24 protein-coding genes and 1 tRNA gene are annotated in these 20,607 nt (G+C 66.3%); 13 read left to right on the top strand and 12 right to left on the bottom strand.

The annotated features are described in order from the left end of the window. The first annotated feature begins 105 nt into the window (after nucleotides 1-105). The 3 genes from ACWF99_RS15600 to ACWF99_RS15590 all read left to right on the top strand — a co-directional run bounded on the left by ACWF99_RS15600 (nucleotide 106) and on the right by ACWF99_RS15590 (nucleotide 1,208). On the top strand, nucleotides 106-342 hold the full coding sequence (locus ACWF99_RS15600; RefSeq protein WP_022565839.1) for an MbtH family protein: 237 nt from the start codon (nucleotides 106-108) through the stop codon (nucleotides 340-342). A 76-nt stretch (nucleotides 343-418) separates the two neighbouring features. After that, nucleotides 419-490, top strand: a tRNA-Thr gene (locus ACWF99_RS15595). Nucleotides 491-572: 82 nt separating this feature from the next. Beyond that, complete coding sequence (locus tag ACWF99_RS15590; RefSeq protein ID WP_452536403.1) at nucleotides 573-1,208, top strand: LysE family translocator; 636 nt, start codon at nucleotides 573-575, stop codon at nucleotides 1,206-1,208. 322 nt (nucleotides 1,209-1,530) lie between these two features. On the opposite strand, the gene ACWF99_RS15585 is transcribed toward ACWF99_RS15590, so the two are convergent. After that, nucleotides 1,531-1,851: an AbrB/MazE/SpoVT family DNA-binding domain-containing protein gene (locus tag ACWF99_RS15585; protein ID WP_378658098.1), complete on the bottom strand. Its 321-nt coding sequence runs from the start codon at nucleotides 1,849-1,851 to the stop codon at nucleotides 1,531-1,533. Between the two features lie 197 nt (nucleotides 1,852-2,048). Between ACWF99_RS15585 and ACWF99_RS15580 the strand changes: the two genes are divergently transcribed. After that, nucleotides 2,049-2,396, top strand: a complete 348-nt coding sequence (locus ACWF99_RS15580) for a YciI family protein (RefSeq protein WP_378631709.1) — start codon at nucleotides 2,049-2,051, stop codon at nucleotides 2,394-2,396. Next, complete coding sequence (locus ACWF99_RS15575; protein ID WP_378631710.1) at nucleotides 2,393-3,616, top strand: RNA polymerase sigma factor; 1,224 nt, start codon at nucleotides 2,393-2,395, stop codon at nucleotides 3,614-3,616. Before ACWF99_RS15580 ends, ACWF99_RS15575 begins: the two co-directional genes overlap by 4 nt. A 47-nt stretch (nucleotides 3,617-3,663) precedes the next feature. Here the strand turns inward: ACWF99_RS15575 and ACWF99_RS15570 are convergent, their stop codons facing one another. Next, nucleotides 3,664-4,665: a 1-aminocyclopropane-1-carboxylate deaminase/D-cysteine desulfhydrase gene (locus ACWF99_RS15570; RefSeq protein ID WP_452536400.1), complete on the bottom strand. Its 1,002-nt coding sequence runs from the start codon at nucleotides 4,663-4,665 to the stop codon at nucleotides 3,664-3,666. Nucleotides 4,666-4,802: 137 nt separating this feature from the next. Further along, a complete protein-coding gene (locus ACWF99_RS15565) occupies nucleotides 4,803-5,228 on the bottom strand; it encodes a hypothetical protein (RefSeq protein WP_452536398.1) in 426 nt (141 codons plus the stop codon). A gap of 195 nt (nucleotides 5,229-5,423) precedes the next feature. On the opposite strand from ACWF99_RS15565, the gene ACWF99_RS15560 reads away from it, so the two are divergent. Then, a complete protein-coding gene (locus ACWF99_RS15560) occupies nucleotides 5,424-5,834 on the top strand; it encodes a DUF6069 family protein (RefSeq protein WP_378631716.1) in 411 nt (136 codons plus the stop codon). A 116-nt stretch (nucleotides 5,835-5,950) separates the two neighbouring features. On the opposite strand, the gene ACWF99_RS15555 is transcribed toward ACWF99_RS15560, so the two are convergent. From ACWF99_RS15555 to ACWF99_RS15530, 6 genes are all read right to left on the bottom strand, one after another. Further along, nucleotides 5,951-6,706, bottom strand: coding sequence for an ESX secretion-associated protein EspG (locus ACWF99_RS15555; RefSeq protein WP_452536396.1), 756 nt, complete (start codon nucleotides 6,704-6,706; stop codon nucleotides 5,951-5,953). Continuing rightward, a complete protein-coding gene (locus tag ACWF99_RS15550; protein ID WP_452536394.1) occupies nucleotides 6,703-7,818 on the bottom strand; it encodes a PPE domain-containing protein in 1,116 nt (371 codons plus the stop codon). The genes ACWF99_RS15555 and ACWF99_RS15550 overlap by 4 nt, the downstream gene beginning before the upstream one ends. 284 nt (nucleotides 7,819-8,102) lie before the next feature. Then, nucleotides 8,103-8,492, bottom strand: a complete 390-nt coding sequence (locus tag ACWF99_RS15545; RefSeq protein WP_452536392.1) for a hypothetical protein — start codon at nucleotides 8,490-8,492, stop codon at nucleotides 8,103-8,105. Between the two features lie 28 nt (nucleotides 8,493-8,520). Further along, nucleotides 8,521-9,042: a DUF3558 domain-containing protein gene (locus tag ACWF99_RS15540; protein ID WP_452536390.1), complete on the bottom strand. Its 522-nt coding sequence runs from the start codon at nucleotides 9,040-9,042 to the stop codon at nucleotides 8,521-8,523. Between the two features lie 92 nt (nucleotides 9,043-9,134). Further along, a complete protein-coding gene (locus ACWF99_RS15535; RefSeq protein ID WP_101464615.1) occupies nucleotides 9,135-9,560 on the bottom strand; it encodes an HIT family protein in 426 nt (141 codons plus the stop codon). A 14-nt stretch (nucleotides 9,561-9,574) separates the two neighbouring features. Continuing rightward, nucleotides 9,575-9,952: a PH domain-containing protein gene (locus tag ACWF99_RS15530; protein ID WP_378631726.1), complete on the bottom strand. Its 378-nt coding sequence runs from the start codon at nucleotides 9,950-9,952 to the stop codon at nucleotides 9,575-9,577. A gap of 185 nt (nucleotides 9,953-10,137) precedes the next feature. On the opposite strand from ACWF99_RS15530, the gene ACWF99_RS15525 reads away from it, so the two are divergent. Together ACWF99_RS15525 and purD are read left to right on the top strand one after the other, a co-directional pair. Continuing rightward, nucleotides 10,138-11,571 (top strand): RNA-guided endonuclease TnpB family protein, encoded by a 1,434-nt coding sequence (locus ACWF99_RS15525; RefSeq protein ID WP_452536388.1) that lies wholly within the window; start codon nucleotides 10,138-10,140, stop codon nucleotides 11,569-11,571. A 69-nt stretch (nucleotides 11,572-11,640) separates the two neighbouring features. After that, nucleotides 11,641-12,924 carry a phosphoribosylamine--glycine ligase gene (gene purD, locus ACWF99_RS15520; RefSeq protein ID WP_452536623.1) on the top strand — a complete coding sequence of 428 codons (1,284 nt, stop codon included), beginning with the start codon at nucleotides 11,641-11,643 and terminating at the stop codon, nucleotides 12,922-12,924. 91 nt (nucleotides 12,925-13,015) lie between these two features. Here the strand turns inward: purD and ACWF99_RS15515 are convergent, their stop codons facing one another. Both ACWF99_RS15515 and ACWF99_RS15510 read right to left on the bottom strand, forming a co-directional pair. Beyond that, entirely contained in the window at nucleotides 13,016-13,198 is a 183-nt protein-coding gene (locus ACWF99_RS15515; RefSeq protein ID WP_378631730.1) for a YegP family protein, read from the bottom strand. Between the two features lie 83 nt (nucleotides 13,199-13,281). After that, entirely contained in the window at nucleotides 13,282-14,412 is a 1,131-nt protein-coding gene (locus tag ACWF99_RS15510; RefSeq protein WP_452536386.1) for a M23 family metallopeptidase, read from the bottom strand. A gap of 127 nt (nucleotides 14,413-14,539) precedes the next feature. On the opposite strand from ACWF99_RS15510, the gene ACWF99_RS15505 reads away from it, so the two are divergent. From ACWF99_RS15505 to ACWF99_RS15485, 5 genes are all read left to right on the top strand, one after another. Next, nucleotides 14,540-15,703 (top strand): pyridoxal phosphate-dependent aminotransferase, encoded by a 1,164-nt coding sequence (locus ACWF99_RS15505; RefSeq protein ID WP_378631734.1) that lies wholly within the window; start codon nucleotides 14,540-14,542, stop codon nucleotides 15,701-15,703. 157 nt (nucleotides 15,704-15,860) lie between these two features. After that, a complete protein-coding gene (locus ACWF99_RS15500) occupies nucleotides 15,861-16,514 on the top strand; it encodes a TetR/AcrR family transcriptional regulator (protein WP_378631736.1) in 654 nt (217 codons plus the stop codon). 6 nt (nucleotides 16,515-16,520) lie between these two features. Beyond that, complete coding sequence (gene purB, locus ACWF99_RS15495; protein ID WP_452536383.1) at nucleotides 16,521-17,942, top strand: adenylosuccinate lyase; 1,422 nt, start codon at nucleotides 16,521-16,523, stop codon at nucleotides 17,940-17,942. Nucleotides 17,943-18,024: 82 nt separating this feature from the next. Beyond that, nucleotides 18,025-18,447 (top strand): HIT family protein, encoded by a 423-nt coding sequence (locus ACWF99_RS15490; RefSeq protein WP_378658068.1) that lies wholly within the window; start codon nucleotides 18,025-18,027, stop codon nucleotides 18,445-18,447. A 134-nt stretch (nucleotides 18,448-18,581) separates the two neighbouring features. Beyond that, the gene (locus ACWF99_RS15485; protein ID WP_378631742.1) at nucleotides 18,582-19,541 is read left to right on the top strand and encodes an alpha/beta hydrolase; all 960 of its coding nucleotides are present in this window, start codon (nucleotides 18,582-18,584) and stop codon (nucleotides 19,539-19,541) included. 31 nt (nucleotides 19,542-19,572) lie between these two features. On the opposite strand, the gene ACWF99_RS15480 is transcribed toward ACWF99_RS15485, so the two are convergent. Then, a complete protein-coding gene (locus ACWF99_RS15480) occupies nucleotides 19,573-20,592 on the bottom strand; it encodes a DUF2330 domain-containing protein (protein WP_378631744.1) in 1,020 nt (339 codons plus the stop codon). Nucleotides 20,593-20,607 lie beyond the last annotated feature (15 nt).

The following is a 20,607-nucleotide window of genomic DNA, read 5'->3' as shown; positions in this document are numbered from 1 at the left end:
TAACTCCCTACCAGTAACGTATGCCTTGCTAGGGTCGACACAACGCTCGTGGCTTCGCGGCCGCGCAGTGATCCTGTACACAGCGCCAGTATCCAGTGAGGTGAAATGAGCACCAACCCCTTCGACGACGAGGACGGCCGCTTCTTCGTTCTGGTCAACGATGAAGAGCAGCACTCCCTGTGGCCCGCGTTCGCGGAGGTCCCGGCGGGCTGGCGTGTCGTGTTCGGCGAAGAAAGCCGGGCAGCGTGCGTCGAGTACGTCGAGAAGAACTGGACCGACATGCGGCCCAAGAGCCTGCGTGACGCGATGGCCGCCGACGACGCAGCCCGCGCCCAGTCCTGATCTCCTCCGCCACCGCGTGACACCCATCCGGTGTCGCGCGGTTGGCGTGCGCGGCTAAGATAGTCGCGCACCACCCGCCTCCTTAGCTCAGTGGTAGAGCACCGCTCTTGTAAAGCGAAGGTCGTCAGTTCAATCCTGACAGGGGGCTCGACAAGGACCTGACCTGTGACAGCAGGTCGGGTCCTTTTTGTCTCGTGACCATGATGTCGCCGGCCGGTTAGGGTCGGTGGATGGTTCCGCTGTCTCATGCGGCGGCATTCGTGGTTGCCGCGTTCGTCATCATCGTGATTCCGGGTCCGAATGTGCTGTTCGCTATCGGGCGGGCACTGACCCTGGGCCGCAGGCCGGCGATTCTGTCGGTGATCGGCGCGGTGGCAGGCTCGGCCGTTCCGCTGGTCGCGGTGGCCTTCGGGCTGGGGGCGGTGTTGATGGCGTCGTCCGCGCTGTTCCTGATCGTGAAGGTCGCCGGCGCCGGTTACCTCGTCTACTTGGGCGTCGTGACGATTCGGGACCGGAAGAAGTTGGTGACGGCGCTCGCCGCGGAGGTGCCGAATACCACCGGGCGGCGGGTGCTGTGGCAGGGCTTCGTTGTCGGCGCGACCAATCCCAAGACGATGGTGTTCTTCGGTGCGGTCCTGCCGCAGTTCACGGTGCCGTCGGCGGGCGCACTGCCCGCTCAGTTACTGGTGCTCGGCGCGATCTTCCTCGTGATTCAGACAGCTTCGGACAGCGCGTGGGCGTTGCTCGCGGGCACCGTGCGGACGTGGTTCGCTCGATCTCCGCGCCGACTGGAGGCGGTCGGCAGCGTGGGTGGGGCGATGATCATCGGAGTGGGTGGCAGCGTGGCGTTCTCCGGGGCCAACTGACCGGTGCGGTGGCGTTATGGGCGGTCGTAGATTCCGTGGTCGCCGATTCGTCGCCAGACCAGGATCGGCTCGCTCTCGTTCGTCTTCTCCAGGTGGAACGTGGCCCTACCGTCCGGTGAGGTGAAATTCCACGTGAGTGAGTAGACCTCGCAGTTGCTCAGTTTGTGAATCCGCAGGCGTGTCGGCCAGGGTGGTGAGCCCGCGAACGCTCCGGCGTCGATGGCCGGCAGGAAATGTGAGCGTAGGGCTTGCTGAAACATGCGTTGATGTTCAGCGGGCAGACGTCGCAGATCTCGATCGAACGATGCAAGCGTCCGGTATTTCACTCCACGGCCTCGCTGGGACCCGACGCCAGAGTGTCGAGGTGCGCCAAGAACGATTCGGCGTTGTCGAAAGTGGTGTGTCGCCCAGCCTCGACATCGGCTTCGGCCTCGCGTTCAGCGGCCTGGTGGCCCTCGTTCCAGAACCAGATCTCATCGACGGGGACCGGCAATGTGGGTCGAAGCTCGATCACGCCGTCGTCGCGTTCGGTGATTTCCAGCTGCGCACCTGGCTCGTCCAGCCGGTACTTCTTCCGGAGCTCGGCGGGCAGCGCGACCGTGCCACGTCCCTGGATTGCCGCGTATCCGCGAAAATTGCCCATCGCCCCACTATCCCCTCGAGCAGTAAAGCCGTCAAGCAGCAAAGCTGCTATTCCGAAAGTGGTGGAACTCGTGGGCCGATGCGCCCATTTCGGAGAAGATTCGGGGGATCTCGTCGAGAGTTGTCGTATCCGGGTCGGCCTGTTCGTGGTGTGGGTAGAGGCGGCCGATCGGCGGCCACCGACGAAGGGAGATCGTGATGACTCAGTACCTGCTTTCCGTTGTTGTCGAGCCGAGTGTTTATGACATTCCGCAGGAGGAGGCGCAGCCGCAGTACGAGGCGACGGGAAGGTTCAACGACGAGCTCCAGGCCGAAGGGGTGTGGGTGTTCGCTGGTGGGCTCGGGCGGATCGATGAGGCGACCACGGTCGACAACACCGGTGCTGATGTGGTTGTCACCGACGGGCCGTATGCCGAGACCAAGGAATGCCTCGGCGGATTCTGGGTCGTGGAGGTGCCCGACCTCGATGCCGCGCTGAAGATCGCCGCCAGGGCGTCGAAGGTCTGCGAGCAGAAGATCGAGATCAGGACGTTCGACGGCGCATGAGCGACGACACTCGCGCCCGGATCGATCGGATCTATCGCGAGGAGTACGGCCGGGTGGTCGCCTCGCTCGCCCGGCGTTTCGGCGATCTCGACATCGCCGAGGACGCCGCGGGCGAGGCCCTGCTCACCGCCATCGAACGGTGGCCGGTCGACGGCATACCGCCCAACCCGGGCGGCTGGCTGACGAAGACCGCGGGCAACCGCGCGATCGACCGTATCCGCCGGGAATCACTGCGCGACGCGAAACACCAGGCAGCCATGATCATCGACGATCACACACCGCACGAACCGACCGGACCGATCAACGACGACCGTCTCCGGCTCGTCTTCACTTGTTGCCATCCGGCATTGGCGCCGGAGGCGCGAGTCGCGCTGACACTGCGCCTGCTCGGCGGGCTCACCGTCGGCGAGATCGCTCGTGCGTTTCTCGTTGCCGAAACGACCATGGCGCAACGCATCACCCGCGCCAAGGCCAAGATCAAAGCCGCGCACATCCCGTTCCGCGTGCCCGATCGCGATGACGTCACCGATCGGCTCGGCGGTGTGCTGGAGGTCGTCTATCTCATCTTCAACGAGGGGTATCTGGCAGGCGCGCAATCTGTTCGGGTCGACCTGACGGCGGAGGCCGTTCGGCTCGGCCGCATCATGCGCGATCTGCTGCCCGATGACGGCGAGGTTGCCGGGTTGCTCGCGCTGATGTTGCTCATCGACGCCCGCCGCGCGGCACGTTTCGCGGGCGGGGAGCTGGTGACGCTCGACGAGCAGGACCGCGGCGGCTGGGACCACACCCTCATCGCCGAGGGACACGCGCTGGTACGCGAATGCCTGCGCCGGGTCGCGGCAGGCGGCGTCCCACCTGGTCGCTATCAGATCATGGCGGCGATCAACGCGGTCCACACCGACGCGGCCGACCCCCGCGACACCGACTGGAACCAGATCGTCGCCCTCTACGACCAGCTCTACACCGTCACCCCGACCCCGATCGTCGCCCTCAACCGCGCCGTCGCCATCGCCGAACTCGATGGACCGAATGTCGCGCTGGCACAGATAGATGCGCTGCCGCTCGACGGGTACCACGCTTGGCACGCCGCCCGCGCCGATCTGCTCCGCAGGTTGGGGCGCAGCGCCGAGGCGAGATCCGCCTACGACGCCGCGATCGCCGCCACCCAGAATCCAGCCGAGCGCGCGTACCTGACCAGGAGGCGCGAGCACCTTGTGTAGAAGGGTCCATCCAGGACCGGCGCGCATCGCTGGCATGGACTCGCGTGTTATCGCGGCCCGTTCGTGTTGAGGTAGAGGACAGGGCCGTCGCCGAACGTGCCCTGCTCGTTCATCGCCAGCAGTGCCGCCATGGCCTTGGCGGTATAGACCGGTTCGAGGTCCAGGCGCTCGTGGCCGGCTGACAAGGATTGGGCGCGTTCGCCTTCCGGTGTGGGGTGGCCGTAGCCGCTACCGAGCCAGTCGGTGACGATGTCGATGTCCTCGACTCGCGGTTCGAGATCGGCGAGATCCGCACCTCGCTGACGCAGCAGTCGCGCGGTACGGCGGGCGAGCCGGGTGATCGTCGCCGGGTCCAACCGCAGCGTGTCGTTGACGACGACACCGACCGGCCGGGTAGTCAAACCCGCCATCCGCAAACCGAGCTGTAGCCCCGCGATCGTGCCGCCGGATCCGACGGCGGTCACGAGGTGGGTGGGCTCGGGTAGCTCGCCGCGATGTACTTGTCCGGCCAATTCGAGCGCGGCCTCGACGTAGCCGAGGACACCGACCGGCGAGGATCCGCCCGGCGGCAGGAAGTAGGGCAGATGCCCGACGCTGGTGTGCCGGGCGAGCAGCATCGGCGCGGTGAGGACGGTCCGCGTCTTCGAATGCGTGAAATAGAGTGCGGCGCCGCTGTTCTCGAGTCGGCGCAGCTGTGCGCGGACATGCTCGTCCACGGGCTGGTCGACGAGGGCGAGAGCGGTGCCGAGTCCGTGGTCGCGGGCGTACAGGGCGACTGCCAGTCCCCAGTTCGTACCCAATCCGCCGACGGTCACAATGGTCCGGGAGCCGCGCCGGTGTGCGTCGGGGAGAATCCATTCCAGCTTGCGGACTTTGTTTCCACCCCACCCGCCGTCACCGAATGCGCTGTCGTCCTTGAGCCAGACCGGCGCGCCGCCGGCAGGCAGCGCATCGAGTCGGCGGACCGGCGTCGGGCCGGAGCTCAGTCCGATATGCGGCAGGGTTTCGCGCAGGCGTGGAAAGCGTTGGTGCAGAAGCGGAGTGTTCATCGGCCGATATCGTGGACACAGTCGCCGGTCCGTGGGCGCAGCACATTTTCCTCCTCGGATTCGGTCTGCCCACCGTATCGAATCTGCTGTGCGCGGCCATAGAAATCGCCGCCCACGATCCGGCTGACTGACGAGCGCTACGGCACGTAGAGGTCTGCGCCGGAGCACTGCATGGTCTGGCCCGCGGACAGGCCGGAGGTGCCTACCGCGCCGGTCAGGCGGACCGTGCCCCAGCCGGTGTCCACGTTGAAGCGGGGCATGTCGCCGCCGATGGTGCCGTCCTGGGCGACGACGCCGGATTCGCCGGTGTCGAGGTTGGTCCAGTTGACGGTCGCGTGGTAGCCGAAGGGGCCGAAGTTCGAATCGCCGCGGGGCTGAATCGAGATGGTGCCGGGACGGTCGTCCGATGAGGTCGCCACCAGCGACAGATAGAACGGATACAGGTGGAAATTCGCGTTCGAACCGAGGCACTGAATCTTCGCCTCGCGTACCTCCGCCGACGCTGTGCCTACCCCGAGTAGGGATATCGCGACGACGGTGGTGAGTCCAACGGTCAAACGCATCTGCGAAACCTTCCGATAGGAACGAACCGGAGCCCAGTACATCGTTTCCTGAGCGAAAGAACAAGGGCGCTCGCCGACACCGGTCCACGGCCAGAGCCGAAAGAACTTCGCCGAGACCTGTCGTATTCGCCCGGTCCTGTTCGTGGAACCGAGGAGAGGCGGCAACGGGCTGCCCACACCACACAGGAGTACGACATGAACACCTCCGCTTACACCGCGCCCACTGTCGGCAGCAGCTCCGCCTTCTGGCGCCCGGCCGTACTGGCGGCCGTCGGCGCCGCGGCCGCGACAACGGCCGTAGCCGCCGTCGCCCACGCCGCCGGCGTTTCCCTCGCGATCGAAGGCGAACAGATCCCACTCGCCGGATTCACCCAGCTCACCTTGATCTTCGCCGCGATCGGTATCCTTTTCGCCGCCGCCCTGCGTAAGTGGGCCCGAAACCCCCGCACGGTGTTCGTACGCACCACGATGGCACTGACCGTGCTCTCGCTCGTCCCCGATCTGATCGTGAACGCGGCCGCCGACACCAAGCTCACCCTGATGCTCACCCACCTCGTCGCCGCCGCGATCGTCATTCCGGCGGTCGCCACCCGGCTCGATGCCTAGCGTCGGTTGGGTACTTCGTGAGCGGCCATAGCGAACTGGGCTACAGCGGAGATCGTGTGCAGACACCCCGGGCTGTACACGATTTCCGCTGTGAATGTTTCCACCAGTGCTGTTGGCTACCAGGCTGATTGGCGGGTGCCGGCTGTGGCTTTCTCGATCAGGTGTTGGAGGTGGGCTTCGATTCGGTCGGGGGTGGTGGGGGTTACTTCTACTCGTTCGCCTTCTTGGATGAGGTAGCGGCCGTCGTCGGTGTAGTCGACCAGTTGGAGAGTGGTGCCGCCTTCCTGCCAGCCGTCCAGGGCAGGGCCGGTGGCTACGCGGAATTCCGCGTAGGTGGTGAAGGGGCGTTTGAGGAATTTGAGGGCTTGTTCGGCGGGGGTGCGGTGGCGGGCGTAGGGGTCGGGGGTGGTGGTGAAGTCGTCGCGGTGGACGTTGAAGCCGCCGGTGGTGCCCGCGGGAGTTTTCGGGAGGATGGCCAGCAGGCGGGTGACGATGGCGTGCGCCGGACGCAGGGTGATCAGGATGTTGCCGCCCTGGCCGTATTCGGGACCGGGGAGCTGGGCGGCGACAACGCCGTTGCTCGCCTCGGTGGTCGCGCAGGCACGGACCATCCGGGTGCGGCCGTCGAAGCGGTGCCCGAACAGTTCCACCCGGATTTCGGGGTGCGCGAGGGCGTGTAAGGCGTGGTACAGCGATTCGTCGGTGCCCATCTTGGCGATCAGCGAATCCGCGGCACGACGGCATTCCCGATCGAACTCGACCTGCGTTTCGACACCTGCCGTGAAGGTGAGGGGCCAGGGCATACGGTCGCGGCCGAGCGTTTCCCAGGCGACCCAGAATTCGAACGGGGTCAGCTCCCAGGTGTCGGTCATGCGTCGCCGCCGATCACCGGCGGGACGTGCAGGCGTTCGGGGCCGAGCAGTTCTTCGTGGACACCGCGCAAGTAGTCGGGAGCCTGGTGCTCGTTCTCGTCGTCCTTGCCGCCGCCACGTGCGCCGGGGGCGCCCATTCCACCCATGCCCGACATCCCCGAGCGGCCCGACGACGCACCGGAACCCGCGCCCGCGCCCGCACCGGCGCCTTGCTTCTGACCGGCGGTCCCGGGGACTGCCGCACCGGGCGTGCCCGCGCCTGCTCCGGCACCAGCGCCCGCACCCGCTCCGCCGCCGGAGCCGAGTCCGCCGGGGGACGTGCCGGCCGGGGTCGTGCCCGGGGTGGTGCCTGACGGAGTCGTGGTGGTGGGGGTTTCCGGGGTTGTCGTGGCGGCCGTGGTCTCGTCGCCGGTGCTGTCGTCAGTGGTCTGGTCGTCGGTGGTGTCGTCGTCACCGGGGTCGGTGGTGGTGGGGGTTTCCGGCTCCGTGGTGGACGGGGTCGTGTCGTCGGTGCTCGGCTTGGTGGTGGTGCCGGTGGGCTTGTCGGTGGTGGTGCCCGTCGGCTTGTCCTTGGTGGTGTCGCCGGTCGGCTTGTCGGACTGGGGTTTCGATGGCTCGGGAACCTTCGGGACCTGGGTGTCGGACTGTTGCGCGACCGGCTTGTAGACGGTCTCCATCACCTGGCGAGCCGCGGCTTGGGCGGCATCGGAGCGGCCTGCGCTGGTGCTGTCCATGACGAAGCTGGTTACGGTGCCGAGCCCGGGCGCGACCGCGTTGGAGAGCGTGGTGGCGACCAATCCCGCGACGGTGCTGCTCTGTTGGTCGGACTCGTGCGGTACCGAGTACTTCACCTGATTGAAGCCGGAGTAAGCCTCTTCCATCTTGTTGCCGATCAGGGAGGCAGCCTGGTCGACCTTGTGCACGTCGGCGAGATAGCTCTTGGTGCTCGCCAGCGCTTGACTCGCTGCGCTTCCCGACCAGCCCCTCTCCATTTCCTTCTGGATATTGTCGTGGAAGGTAGTGGCTTTCGTTGTGGTGTCAGCCGCCAATTGCCGCCAGGCCTGGACGCTGTTGTTCATCGTCTCAGGTTTGATTGACTCGACAAATTTCATGATCTCCGAATGGCTCATGGTAACGAACGGTTCCATGACGGGCGGCACGACCGGCTGTGTGAACTCGCCAGAAAAGCCGCTGGCGAGGCTCGAATTCTCGGCGTATATGCGGGACCGTGCGCTGTCGCCAGCAGCCTGGGCGTCTAGTTCGGACTGTGTGGCGGAGACATCGGAATCGAATAGCGAGCCGATTCGATCGCTGATTCTGGAAGGGCTCGACGCTGTCAATGCAACGCTGCCCAGTTTGCTCATGAAATCTGAAAAAGTCATTTATCCCCCCGGACTCAATCTAGTTTGTTTGTCTGTTGCTTAATGGCCAGCTGGGTGGCCTCATCGCAGTCCTTGAATGCGGCACCAGCTTTGCGGTACATGTCGGCCATATTGGTTAGGATCTCTATGTGCTTCGCGGCGGCGTCTGTGTAGGAGCCATTGCCCTGGCCGTTCGCGAGGTCGGCAAACTTCGTTCCGAGTGCCTTCGCGGAGTTCAAGCTACCGAATGAGTCGACCAAGACCATGTCTTGAGTTCGTCGCGAAAGGGTTCGCAGTTCGGAGATGTAGTCGTCGCACTGCTTGGCGCATCGTTCGGCGGCGTAGAATTCTATGATAAGCCGACCCGCAGCAGCTTCTCCTGCTAAAGTCTGGAACTCTTTTGCAATTTCGTTTGTATCTGCCATCGTTCGAGTCTTTCTGATCAGCGGGCCGTTACTGGGGCAGGATAGTCACAAAATGTGGCGCGGCATCGTTGGCCAGCTGGCAAGGATCTATCGATGCCTTGTTGTCTACGAACTTGCTCGCCTGCAATGTGATCGTTCCCTGTGCACTTTCAAAAGCTATTCCGCACTGATCTGGTGGTGTCTTTGTTCCGAGGAGGTACTGGGTAGCCTTCCGGTCGCCGATAGAGACATCTTTGAAGTCATGGAGGTAGTCGTTCGCACGAAACTCCTTCATGGTTTTGGTAGTCGTGAAGAGGGAGATGAAGTATCCGTTGGCGGTCCAGGCACACCCCTTCCAATCTGCTCGCGGTACCGAGAAGGGGTTGTCGTCCTTCGTTGCAGGATCGGCCCCCGCCGCCTGCAACACACTGTCCGACACAGCACACGGATCGAACAGCTGCTCCTTGGTCAGCGGAGCCCCGCTGGCCTCGGGCTGCCCGTCGACCGCTGTGGAACATCCGGTGAGCGCCACTACAGCGCACACCCCGGCGGCAAAGCCAACCAGTCGCATCGTCTCTCCTCTTTCGCACACAACGACCACTCGATGTCTTAGACGCGCGCCCGGTCGTTTCGGTTCCATCCAGGGCAGAACTCGGGCAGAACTCAGGCCGGGACGTTCGCTCCGTGGCCGAGGTCGCGGAGGGCGGCCTTGATCTTGGTCTGGGCTTCGTCGAGGGATTCGGGGGTGGGGTCGGTGTTCGCGCCCGAGATGTCGAAGTCGCCCATGGTGTAGGCGGGGAAGACGTGGGTGTGCAGGTGGGGGACCTCGAGGCCGGCGATGAGCAGGCCGGCGCGGGGGGCGTCGAAGGCGACGCGGACGGCCTGGCCGATCTTCTGGGCGACGCCCATCATCCGGGCCATCACGGCGGGATCCACGTCTTGCCACTGGTCGATCTCCGCGCGCGGGACGACGAGGGTGTGGCCCTGGGTGACGGGGCCGATGGTGAGGAAGCCGACGAACTCGTCGTCTTCCCAGACGAAGCGGCCGGGGATCTGACCTGCGATGATCGCGCTGAAGACGGATGCCATACCGGTGAGCGTAGCTAGATCGACACGAAATGCGACAGGATGCCCTGCACCTCGTAGATGTCGACCTGACGGTTGAAACGCTGCTTGACCGGCTCGTCACCGCTGCCGATCCAGATGTAGAGCTCGGCGTCGAGGTCGAAGGTGCCCGCGGTTTCTACGGTGAAGTGGCTGATCGACCGGTAGGGGATGCTGTGGTAGCTGACCTTGCGGCCGGTGACGCCCTGTTTGTCGACCATGATCAGGCGGCGATTGGTGAACAGCATCGCGTCGCGGACCAGGATGAACGCGGCGTACACCTGCTCGCCCTGCCCGAACAGCTTCGCGTATTCCTGCTGGGCGGCGGCCGGATCTATGCGACCGGCATTGCCCATCATCCCGTCGAGCAGGCCCATGGTGCGCTCCCCATTTTCGGTGGCGGATAGGCCACGCCTCGTTCCCATTGTGGTGCATGCGGACCCAGCCCGCGAGTGCTATCGAATAGGTCTCCGGTACGACCAGTGGGCTGGACTGGACAGATCCGGGCAACATCAGGCGCCTCGCCAATCTGTGTCGGTGGCATGTGACACACTCGCCAATGATGAGCCGCCACACGACCTTCCGGTACTGCCTCGACCCCACGGTCGAGCAGTCCGTCATGCTCACCCGGCATGCTGGGGCGGCTCGGTTCGCGTTCAACCAAAGCCTCGACTTCGTGAAAACAGCGCTCACACATCGCAAAACCCGACCGGGGCATCCCGTGCCGTGGACCCGGTTCGATCTGATCAATGCATTCAACGCCTGGAAGAAGACCGAAGTAGCGGGACGGATCTTTGCGATCAGCGCGACTGGGGTTACCGAAGTACAGGTGACCGGGTTGGCATGGCGTACCCAGGTATGTCAGCAAGTCTTCGAGGAAGCAGCCGTCGACTGCAGTCGTGCCCTCGCCGCGTTCTCCGACTCCCGGACGGGCAAACGTGCGGGGAAACGGATCGGTTTCCCTCGGTTCAAGAAGAAGGACAAAACTGTCCCGTCTTTTCGGCTCCGGAACAAACACACCAAGGCAGGGCGAGCGGCGATCCGAGTCGGTGACCAGGGCGCAGCCCGATCAGTGACGCTGCCTGGGATCGGCACGCTTCGGGTGCGCGACGACACACGCCGGTTGCGGCGGATGCTCACCAAAGACAGGGCTAGGATCCTCTACGCCACAGTCTCCTACCGGGTACGACACTGGTGGATCTGCTTGACCACCGAAGCTGCCGATCTGCATACAACCCACCGCCACCCACTCCGTGAACACAACGACGATGGTGGTTGGGTCGGGATCGACCGCGGGCTGACCGCGTTCGCTGTCGTCGCGAACTCCGACGGCATCGAGGTCGCCCGTATTGATACCGCACCGAAGCCACTGGCCACCGGACTCGGTCGGCAACGCCACCTGGCGAAGTCGCTGTCACGAAAACAGAAAGGATCCCACCACCACAGGCAAGCGCTCGCCCGGCTGGCCCGTCACCATCACAAGGTCGCCAATATTCGTCGTCATTTCGCCCATCAAATCGCTAATAGGCTGGTCAAGGCCCACGACCGGCTTATTGTCGAAGACTTGAACGTGGCGGGAATGCTCGGCAACCGTCGTTTGGCGCGTGCGATCAGCGATGTCGGATGGTCCGACTTCGCCCGCCTGTTGACATACAAACAGAGATGGCGTGGCGGCTCGGTCACCGTCGCAGATCGTTGGTATCCATCGAGCAAACGCTGCTCGGTTTGCGGCACAATCAACCCGACGCTGTCGTTGGCAGATCGCGTGTTCGTCTGCGTCTGCGGGTATCGGGCCGACCGTGACCACAACGCGGCGATCAATCTCGCACTGTGGCCGACGGTGCAACAGAACTTTTCGCGATCCCCGGACCCCCGAGCAGGAGGCCGGGTTACCAATGCTCGCCGACGGGAACGCGCTGATCGACACAGTGTTGGTGTCGGTGAAACGGTCCCGGTTGACGCGGGAACCGAGGTTCACGCCACGCTCGTGGCGTGAACCGACGACGCCCGAGGAGGGCGGTGTCCGGAGGCCATCCAGGGTCCAGGCACGCTGTAATCTATGGCCGTGCGCGTACTCGTCATCGGTTCCGGAGCCCGTGAACATGCCCTCGTCCTGGCGTTGCGCCGGGATCCGTCCGTGACGGCGGTGATCGCCGCCCCGGGCAACCCCGGCATCGGCCAGCACGCCGAGCTACGCCCGGTCGATCCCTGCTCCGCCGACGACGTCGCCGCGCTGGCCGGCGAAGTGGCCGCCGACCTGGTGGTGATCGGCCCCGAGGTGCCGCTGGTGCTCGGCGTCGCCGACGTCGTGCGCGCGGCCGGGTTCCCGGTGTTCGGCCCGTCGGCCGATGCGGCGCGGATCGAAGGGTCCAAGGCGTTCGCCAAGGATGTGATGGCGGTGGCCGGGGTGCGGACCGCGCACAGCGAGATCGTCGACACTCCGGCCGAGCTGGACGCGGCGCTCGACCGCTTCGGCCCGACCTGGGTGGTCAAGGACGACGGGCTCGCCGCGGGCAAGGGCGTGGTGGTGACCGCCGACCGGCGCGCGGCCCGCGATCACGGCGCCGAACTGCTCGAGCAGGGACATCCGGTGTTGCTGGAGTCGTTCCTCGACGGGCCGGAGGTGTCGCTGTTCTGCCTGGTCGACGGCGAGACCGTGATTCCGCTGCTGCCCGCACAGGACCACAAGCGGGTGGGCGACGGCGATTCCGGCCCGAACACCGGCGGCATGGGCGCTTACACGCCGCTGCCGTGGCTGCCCGCGGAGACGCTGAACGAGATCGTCGACGACGTGGTGAAGCCCGTCGCCGCCGAGCTCGTCGCGCGGGGCAGCTCGTTCTCGGGCCTGCTGTACGCGGGTCTGGCGATCGGTACGAACGGCCCGGCTGTCGTCGAATTCAATTGCCGCTTCGGTGATCCCGAGACTCAAGCCGTGCTCGCGCTGCTGGACAGCCCGTTCGCCGAACTCCTGTACGCCACCGCCACCGGGCGCCTCGCCGAGGTCGACGCACCGCGCTGGAAGGACGGTTCCGCGATCACCGTCGTGCTCGCCGCCGAGAACTACCCGGCGCGACCGCGTACCGGCGATGTGATCACCGGTGCCGATGACGGCGCGCTGGAGGGCGAAACCCTGGTGCTGCACGCCGGTACGGATCAGCGCGAGGACAAGGCGCTGGTGTCGGCGGGCGGGCGTGTGCTCAACGTGGTCGGTGTCGGCGCGGACCTCGCGCAGGCGCGGGAGCGGGCCTATGCGCGACTCGCGGGAATCAAGCTGCCCGGCAGTCACTTCCGGACCGATATCGGAGCGACCGAAGTTGTTGTTCCGGAACGCAACAGCGTCGCGGGGTAATGCCCACGATCGGTGATCAGCGGTGTGTGACCGCTGATCACCATCGAGCGGGAAGCGGTGGCTGAGCGCGCAGGCGCAACGCCCGCGCCGATCAGGCGGTGAGATCGAGGATCTGGGCGTTCGGAGCATTCGTCTGAATGGAGGCGATTCCCTTCTTGGCGCCTTCCTTGCTTTCGTAACCCTGACTTTCGAGGACGATTTCGCCGTTACCGGCCTTCAGGTGGAAACGGAACTTTCCCGCCTTGTCCTTGAATACCTCGAACTTGCCTGCCATGGTGGCCTCGCTTCGGTTCGGAGGAAAACACTCGACAGGTCTCACATTAACGTTCTCGTGATGTCGGTGGTCTCGACGCGATGTCAATCGAGACGCAATCCATGCATCGCGAGCCAGGCCTGCGGATCCACATGCTGACCGTTTTGCACGATTTCGAAATGCAGGTGCGGGCCGGTGGAATCGCCGCGATTGCCGATGCGCGCGATCTGCATTCCGGCGGGGACACGCTCGCCCTGGGAGACGAAGAAGTCGTACATGTGACCGTAGATGCTGATGGTGCCGTCGTCGTGGCGGATCCGGACCCACAGACCGAAACCCTGCGCCGGACCCGCTTCCACCACCGTGCCGTCGGCGACGGCGTAGATGGGGCTGCCGATGGGGCCCGCGATGTCGATGCCGCGGTGCATGGTGCCCCAGCGGGAGCCGAAACCGGAGGTGAACGCGCCCTTCGCGGGCAGGCTGAACCCGCCGACGGACGGGGTCGAGCCGGGCACCGGCACCATCGCGCCGGGGACCACCGGGGCGCGCTGGCCCATCCAGTCCTGCCATTCGCCCGATGCCGCGGCCGCCGCCTCCGCCTTCGCGCGTTCGAGGGTGGCGCGGGCCGCCGCGGCGACCACGTGCGCTTCGCGGCGCTTCTCACCTGCGGCGATGGCATCGAGCATGGGGGTCACCGACTGGGGGTTGGGCAGGAGCTGTGGGGGATAGGCGATGGCCACGTGGAGTGCTTCGCCCGGGGCGAGCGGACGCTCGTCGACGGCGCCGCCGAACTGCCCGTCGGCCGCCACGAACACCGCGACCGCGAGCACGCCCGCGATGAGCACGCGCCGTTCGAGCAGGACCGCCCGCACCCGCTCGCGACTGGGCCTGCGCGCCCACATCCCCTCGGCCTGTGCCTTCGGCCGCCGCCAGAAAACCTTGCGCACCTCACCGCTGCGCAGCTCGCCCGCGATCTCGCCGACCACCGGATACCGGGCGGCCCACTCGGCCATCCGATCGCGGGCGGCGATTTTCGACGGCAGCTGCTCACGCCAATTCGCCTGCAAAATACGGCCGTTGACGCTGACAGCCCGACGTTTCGCGGTGTTGCCGGATGGCGCCGTTTCGGCGGAGTCCTGTCGCGAGCTGTCGGCGGCGAGCTGTCCGGATTCGGTGTCCACGCTCTCCTCGGAGGTGTCCGCCCGCACGTCCCGTGCCGTCCCTGTCCGCTTCATCCCGCCCCCGCGCCCCGGCCCCGACGTGACCACGGAGGTCGCGTCGGTGGCTGCGTATTCGCTGTCGGAGCCATTGTGCCGACCATATCTGTGAACGCCCGCAATCGGGTGCTCTACCGTCTCTCGGGTGTCCAGAGAATCGCGCCGGTCGGCCATTGCCCCTTTCTACGTCATGGATGTGTGGAAAGCGGCCGCTGAACGCGCCAGGTCGCACGGCGATGTGCTGGTGCTCGCGGCGGGACAGCCGTCCACGCAGGCGCCCGCGCCGGTGCTGCGGGCTACCAGGGCGGCGATCGATCACGAATTGCTGGGCTACACCGAGACATTCGGCATCCTGCCGCTGCGCGAGGCCATCGCGGGGCATCACAGCGAGACCTACGGCTACGACGTGCACCCGGACGAGGTGGTGGTGACGACCGGGTCGTCGGGCGCGTTCACGCTGATCTTCCTGGCCGCCTTCGACGTGGGCGACACCGTGGTGGTGGCGCGGCCCGGCTATCCCGCCTACCGCAACACGCTGTCCGCGCTCGGCTGCGAGGTCGTCGAACTGGACTGCGGCCCGCAGACCAGATTCCAGCCGACCGTGGCGATGCTGGAGGCCCTGCCCGAACCGCCCGCCGGTCTGGTGGTGGCCAGCCCGGCCAACCCGACCGGCACCATGATCGACCCCGCCGAACTCGCCGCGCTGGCCCGCTGGTGCGAACAGCACGGCACGCTGCTGATCTCCGACGAGATCTATCACGGCATCACCTACGCGGGCGCGAGCACGCCGACCTCTTCGGCGTGGGAGTTCTCCCGCGAGTCGGTGGTGATCGGTTCGGTGTCGAAGTACTTCTCGATGACCGGCTGGCGGCTGGGCTGGATGCTGGCGCCGGCCGACCTGCGCCCGGCGTTGCAGCGGCTGGCGTCGAATATGACGGTGTGCCCGCCGGCCATCTCCCAGTACGCGGCCGTGCACGCCTTCGGGCCGGAAGCCAAGGATGAGCTGGACGGGCATGTGCGCCGGTACGCGCGCAACCGGGCGCTGCTCCTGGAGGGTCTGCCCGCGATCGGAATCACCGATCTCGCGCCCGCCGACGGCGCCTTCTACGCCTACGCCGATATTGGTCATCTGACCGATAATTCCCGCGCCTGGTGCGCCGAGGTGCTCACCGAAACCGGCGTCGCGCTGGCGCCCGGACTCGATTTCGACACCACAAATGGAAACCACACGGTCCGTTTTTCCTTCGCAGGTGCCACCGACGACATCGCCGCAGCACTGGAGCGTCTGGGACGGTTCCTGAAGGGCTGATCTGGACACTTGTCAACAGTGATGTGCGACAACAACTTTGCGTAGTACGAACACATCTGTGCCGGGATACGGTAAAACTCAGTTATCCCGAATTCCCAGTGTTTCCCCGATGACGATTGCGCACGGTTGAACTGATGATGACTGGCACGTTGGCACGGTGACCACCGCAACGACCCCGAAAGGCGAACGACGTCGGCAGGCTCTGGTGGCGGCGGCGGCTGAGCTGTTGCTCGAAGGCGGCTTCGACGCCGTGCGACATCGTTCGGTGGCCTCACGAGCCGATCTTCCACTCGCGTCGACCACCTACTACTTCGAATCGCTGGAAGATCTGATCGCCCGCGCCGTCGAATTCAGCGGCGCGATCGAACTCGACGCGATGCGCCGCCGGGTCGGTGAGGTCAGTCATCGCAGGCGCGGCACCGAGGCGACGGTCGAGCTCGTGCTCGACGTGCTCGTCGGCCCCGACGACGGCGACCTCGACGCCCGCGGCCAGCTCATCGCCCGCTACGAGCGGTCCGTGGCGTCGGCCCGTCACCCCGAGTTACGTGAGGTCCAGCTCCGACTACGCACCCAGCTCGAAGAACTGCTCGCCGACGTGCTGCGCCGCTCCGACCGAGTGGTGCGCCCCGAGCAGTTACGCAGGCTGGTGGCCGTCGTCGACGGTGCGGTGGTCGCCGCGCTGATCGAAGGCCACCCCGAACCCCGCCGACCCGCCAGGGCCGGTCTGCTCGAAATGATCGACATCGTCGCCCCGCCCGTGGTCCCCAACATGATGCCCCAGCAGGCCGAACGGGTGCGGCAATTAGACTGAGTGCTCGTGAGCCTCGTCCCGAATGTCCTCGCCACCCGATACGCCAGCCCGGAGCTCGTCGCGCTCTGGTCGCCCGAGAACAAGATCGTGCTCGAGCGCCGGCTGTGGCTGGAGGTGCTGCGTGCGCAGGCCGAACTCGGAATCGATGTCCCCGCAGGGGTTGTCGAGGATTATGAACGCGTCATCGACCACGTCGACCTGGCCTCGATCGCCGAGCGTGAGCGGGTCACCCGCCACGACGTGAAGGCGCGGATCGAGGAATTCAACGCGCTCGCCGGACACGAGCACGTGCACAAGGGCATGACCAGCCGCGACCTCACCGAGAACGTCGAGCAGCTGCAGATCCGGCTCTCGCTCGAGCACGTGTACAGGCACGGCATCGCCATCGCGGCGCGCCTGGCCGAGCGGGCCGCCGAGTACCAGACCCTGGTGATGGCCGGACGCTCGCACAATGTCGCCGCACAGGCCACCACGCTGGGCAAACGCTTCGCCTCCGCCGCCGACGAGATGCTGGTCGGCCTGGCGCGCGTGCGTGAGCTGATCGACCGCTACCCGCTGCGCGGGATCAAGGGCCCGATGGGCACCGCCCAGGACATGCTCGACCTGCTCGACGGTGACGCGAACAAGCTCGCCGCCCTCGAACAGCAGGTGGCCACCCACCTCGGCTTCGCGAACGTGTTCACCAGCGTGGGCCAGGTGTACCCGCGCTCGCTCGATCACGATGTGCTGTCCGCGCTGGTGCAGCTGGGCGCCGGGCCGTCGTCGTTCGCGCACACGATTCGGCTGATGGCCGGTCATGAGCTGGTCACCGAGGGTTTCCAGCCGGGCCAGGTCGGCTCGTCGGCGATGCCGCACAAGATGAACACGCGCTCGTGCGAGCGGGTGAACGGCCTGCAGGTGATCCTGCGCGGCTACGGCTCGATGGCCGCCGAGCTGGCGGGTGCCCAGTGGAACGAGGGCGACGTGTTCTGCTCGGTGGTGCGCCGCGTCGCGCTGCCCGACGCGTTCTTCGCCATCGACGGGCAGATGGAGACCTTCCTGACCGTGCTCGCCGAGTTCGGCGCCTACCCGGCGGTGGTCTCGCGTGAGCTCGACCGGTACCTGCCGTTCCTGGCGACCACCCGCATCCTGATGGCCGCGGTGCGCGCGGGCGTGGGCCGCGAGACCGCGCACGAGGTCATCAAGGAGCACGCCGTCGCGGTGGCGCTGGCCATGCGCGAGCAGGGTCGCGAACCCGATCTGCTGGATCGTCTCGCCGCCGACGCGCGGATGCCGCTGGACCGCGCCGGACTTGACGCGGCGCTGGCCGACAAGGCGGCGTTCATCGGCGCGGCATCGGACCAGGTCGCCGAGGTCGTCGCGCAGGTGCAGAAGTTGGTCGAGGCGAATCCGGACGCCGCGCGCTACACGCCGTCGCCGATTCTGTAATCCCGTGCGAATCAGCCCGCCACTGCCGCCTTTTCGGCGCCGGTGGCGGGCTTTCGTGCGTCGGGGTCGATACCGTGGTCGGGTGAATCCGTACACGATCTTCGCCGACATCATCGCCGGGGCCGCCCCGTCCTCGAAGGTGTACGAGGACGACGAAGTCCTCGCCTTCATGGATATTCGTCCTGTGACGCCGGGGCATGTGCTCGTGGTGCCGAAGGCGCCCGCACCGAGTCTGGCCGATCTCGATCCCGCGTTGGGCGGCAAGCTCTTTCAGGTGGGGCAGCGGATCGCCGCCGCGTTGCGCAGCAGTGAAGTGGCGGCCGACGGGGTGAATTTCTTTCTCGCCGACGGGGTTACGGCAGGGCAGGAGGTCTTCCATGTGCACCTGCATGTGATCCCGCGAACGCCTGGTGACGGCTTCGGTCTGCGTGCGCGGCCGACATCGCCCGCGCGGGCGGATCTCGACTATCTGGCCGGTTCGATCCGGGGCGCCCTCACCCGCTGACCCGAATCCGGCGAAGCGGTCATTGCAAACCGGAGAGTTTGCTGAAGAAACGCCCGAACCGTCGAATGCTTCCGATTCGTTCACCTGTGGGTTACTTTGGACTGTCATTGGCATGCGGTTATGGAGGGTAGATCGTGCGTCGTACAGGTGTTGCTGCTGCAGTGCTGGCCCTTGCTCTCGGTGTCATCGGACCGGCGGTTGTTCACCCCACGACGGCCTCCGCCGCGCAGATCATCGGAGTCAACGAACTGACTCCGCACCGGACGGCGATCACCGTCACCTCGCCCGCGATGGGCCGCAACGTCGATCTCCAGGTCCTGCACCCCGCGGGCGGTGGCGCGCGGGGCACGTACTACCTGCTCGACGGCCTCGACCCCGGTATCGGCCAGAGCACCTGGACCAACGCCACCGACGCCGAAGCCTTCTTCCGCGACAAGAACGTCAACGTGGTGCTGCCGATGGGCGGCCAGGCCAGCTACTACACCGACTGGATCGCCGACGATCCGCGTTTCGGCCGGTACAAGTGGGAAACGTTCCTCACCCAGGAACTGCCCGGCCTGATCGACGGTCAGTTCAACGGCACCGGCGTGAACGGCATCGGCGGACTGTCGATGGGTGGCAACGCGGCCTATATCCTGGCCGCCCGGCATCCCGGCCTCTACCGGGCCGTCGCCGGTTACAGCGCCTGTCCGGACATCGCGATGGCGGCGGGCGCGATGATGTTCTCCATCGTCAACCGGGGCGGCAATCCCGGCAACATGTGGGGCGCGCCCGGCAGCCCCGAGTGGGCGGCGCACGACCCGGCCCTGATGATCGACGGGCTGCGCGGCAAGGCGCTGTACATGTCGACTGGCACCGGCATCCCCGGACCGCACGAGGCCGAACTCAAGCCCACGCTGGCCGAGAACATCTTCCTCGGCGGACCCATCGAGCTCGGCGTCAACACCTGCATGGTGGCCTTCGACCAGCGCCTGCGCGCCGCGGGCATCGGCGCCAGGATCGACTACCACCCGGTGGGCACGCACTCCTGGTCCTACTGGCAGGACGCCCTGCACGCTTCGTGGCCGGTCATCGGACCCGCGCTCGGGGCCTGAGAATTCCCGCACGGGTCGCGGTGCGTTCGGACTACCTCGCGGACCGTCGACGCAGGACCACGCTCGCGATCACGCCGATCAGCGACAGCCCGGCGACGATCAAGACGTAACCCGCGGGCAGACCGAGGATCTCGACGTATTCCTTGCTCACCACGCGGTCACGCACGGGGACGTCCTCGGCGGCGGGAGCCAGAAGGAAATCACTGGTGATCGTCGCTGGGTGGGGGATGTAGATCGAGAGTTCGGTGAGGTAGTTGCCGCTCGCGGCCAGCGCTTTCAGGTCCGGATCGCTGGGTTCGCCGACCGGAGAGGCGAATTCGGTGGTGACGACGTGGGGTTCGGTATCGGGATCGATGCGTGCCACCCGGTGGTCGCTGAAGACATACAGGTGGACCGATTGCGGTGTGGTCGCGGCGGCCGACATGCGCATCGGGTACACGAGGCGGTCGGAGTCGAAGGTGAGGCGGACCGGGTCCAGGGCGCCTGCGAGGGGCTTCGTGCTGGTGAGGCGCATGGCGACGAAGGACCAGCCCTCGCGGAGATAGGGGTCGAGCGTGGCGCTCACCTCGGGCCGGAGCTGATAACCGTTGGTGTCCAGCCATTCGCGGACGCCGGTGAGATCGCCGCCGCGCAACGTGGTCGCCTCCAGCGGGCCCAACTGCACTTGGCTCAGCACGTCGGGACCCGAACCCGGAGCGGCTCCGGATGCGTCGCCGCCGAGCGAACCGCTGCCGAACCAGTCGTATTCGGTGACCCGCTCGGGTGCGGTCATGCGTGACAGCTCCCTGAACGAGTCCGGACTGCCCGCCGAGACGGTCGCCGGCGTCGGCGTCGGCACGATCAGGGCCGCGTCGGCACCGGTGAACTGCATCCCCAACCGCATCAGCACGGTCTCGCGCCGCCCGTCCCAGCCGAGGACAGCGGCCTCATTGTTCACCCGCGCCGAACTGTCCGCGCTCACCACGCCGCCGCAGGCGCACGCGTTCGCCGACATCACCGCTCCCGATCCCGCGGCCAAGGCCACCCCGGCAGTCACGACCAACGAACGCATTGCGTACCGCATCCC

It is taken from the genome of Nocardia sp. NPDC055002, assembly GCF_053608825.1.
The sequence above is the reverse complement of the archived record's forward strand: the minus strand, read 5'-3'. Positions and strand labels throughout refer to the sequence as shown.

Excerpts from the sequence above, each read along its gene's own strand:
- ACWF99_RS15600 (WP_022565839.1), top strand. The coding sequence starts at position 106 with ATGAGCACCAACCCCTTCGACGACGAGGACGGCCGCTTCTTCGTTCTG.
- ACWF99_RS15590 (WP_452536403.1), top strand. The coding sequence starts at position 573 with ATGGTTCCGCTGTCTCATGCGGCGGCATTCGTGGTTGCCGCGTTCGTC.
- ACWF99_RS15585 (WP_378658098.1), bottom strand. The coding sequence starts at position 1,851 with ATGGGCAATTTTCGCGGATACGCGGCAATCCAGGGACGTGGCACGGTC.
- ACWF99_RS15580 (WP_378631709.1), top strand. The coding sequence starts at position 2,049 with ATGACTCAGTACCTGCTTTCCGTTGTTGTCGAGCCGAGTGTTTATGAC.
- ACWF99_RS15575 (WP_378631710.1), top strand. The coding sequence starts at position 2,393 with ATGAGCGACGACACTCGCGCCCGGATCGATCGGATCTATCGCGAGGAG.
- ACWF99_RS15570 (WP_452536400.1), bottom strand. The coding sequence starts at position 4,665 with ATGAACACTCCGCTTCTGCACCAACGCTTTCCACGCCTGCGCGAAACC.
- ACWF99_RS15565 (WP_452536398.1), bottom strand. The coding sequence starts at position 5,228 with ATGCGTTTGACCGTTGGACTCACCACCGTCGTCGCGATATCCCTACTC.
- ACWF99_RS15560 (WP_378631716.1), top strand. The coding sequence starts at position 5,424 with ATGAACACCTCCGCTTACACCGCGCCCACTGTCGGCAGCAGCTCCGCC.
- ACWF99_RS15555 (WP_452536396.1), bottom strand. The coding sequence starts at position 6,706 with ATGACCGACACCTGGGAGCTGACCCCGTTCGAATTCTGGGTCGCCTGG.
- ACWF99_RS15550 (WP_452536394.1), bottom strand. The coding sequence starts at position 7,818 with ATGAAATTTGTCGAGTCAATCAAACCTGAGACGATGAACAACAGCGTC.
- ACWF99_RS15545 (WP_452536392.1), bottom strand. The coding sequence starts at position 8,492 with ATGGCAGATACAAACGAAATTGCAAAAGAGTTCCAGACTTTAGCAGGA.
- ACWF99_RS15540 (WP_452536390.1), bottom strand. The coding sequence starts at position 9,042 with ATGCGACTGGTTGGCTTTGCCGCCGGGGTGTGCGCTGTAGTGGCGCTC.
- ACWF99_RS15535 (WP_101464615.1), bottom strand. The coding sequence starts at position 9,560 with ATGGCATCCGTCTTCAGCGCGATCATCGCAGGTCAGATCCCCGGCCGC.
- ACWF99_RS15530 (WP_378631726.1), bottom strand. The coding sequence starts at position 9,952 with ATGGGCCTGCTCGACGGGATGATGGGCAATGCCGGTCGCATAGATCCG.
- ACWF99_RS15525 (WP_452536388.1), top strand. The coding sequence starts at position 10,138 with ATGAGCCGCCACACGACCTTCCGGTACTGCCTCGACCCCACGGTCGAG.
- ACWF99_RS15515 (WP_378631730.1), bottom strand. The coding sequence starts at position 13,198 with ATGGCAGGCAAGTTCGAGGTATTCAAGGACAAGGCGGGAAAGTTCCGT.
- ACWF99_RS15510 (WP_452536386.1), bottom strand. The coding sequence starts at position 14,412 with ATGAAGCGGACAGGGACGGCACGGGACGTGCGGGCGGACACCTCCGAG.
- ACWF99_RS15480 (WP_378631744.1), bottom strand. The coding sequence starts at position 20,592 with ATGCGTTCGTTGGTCGTGACTGCCGGGGTGGCCTTGGCCGCGGGATCG.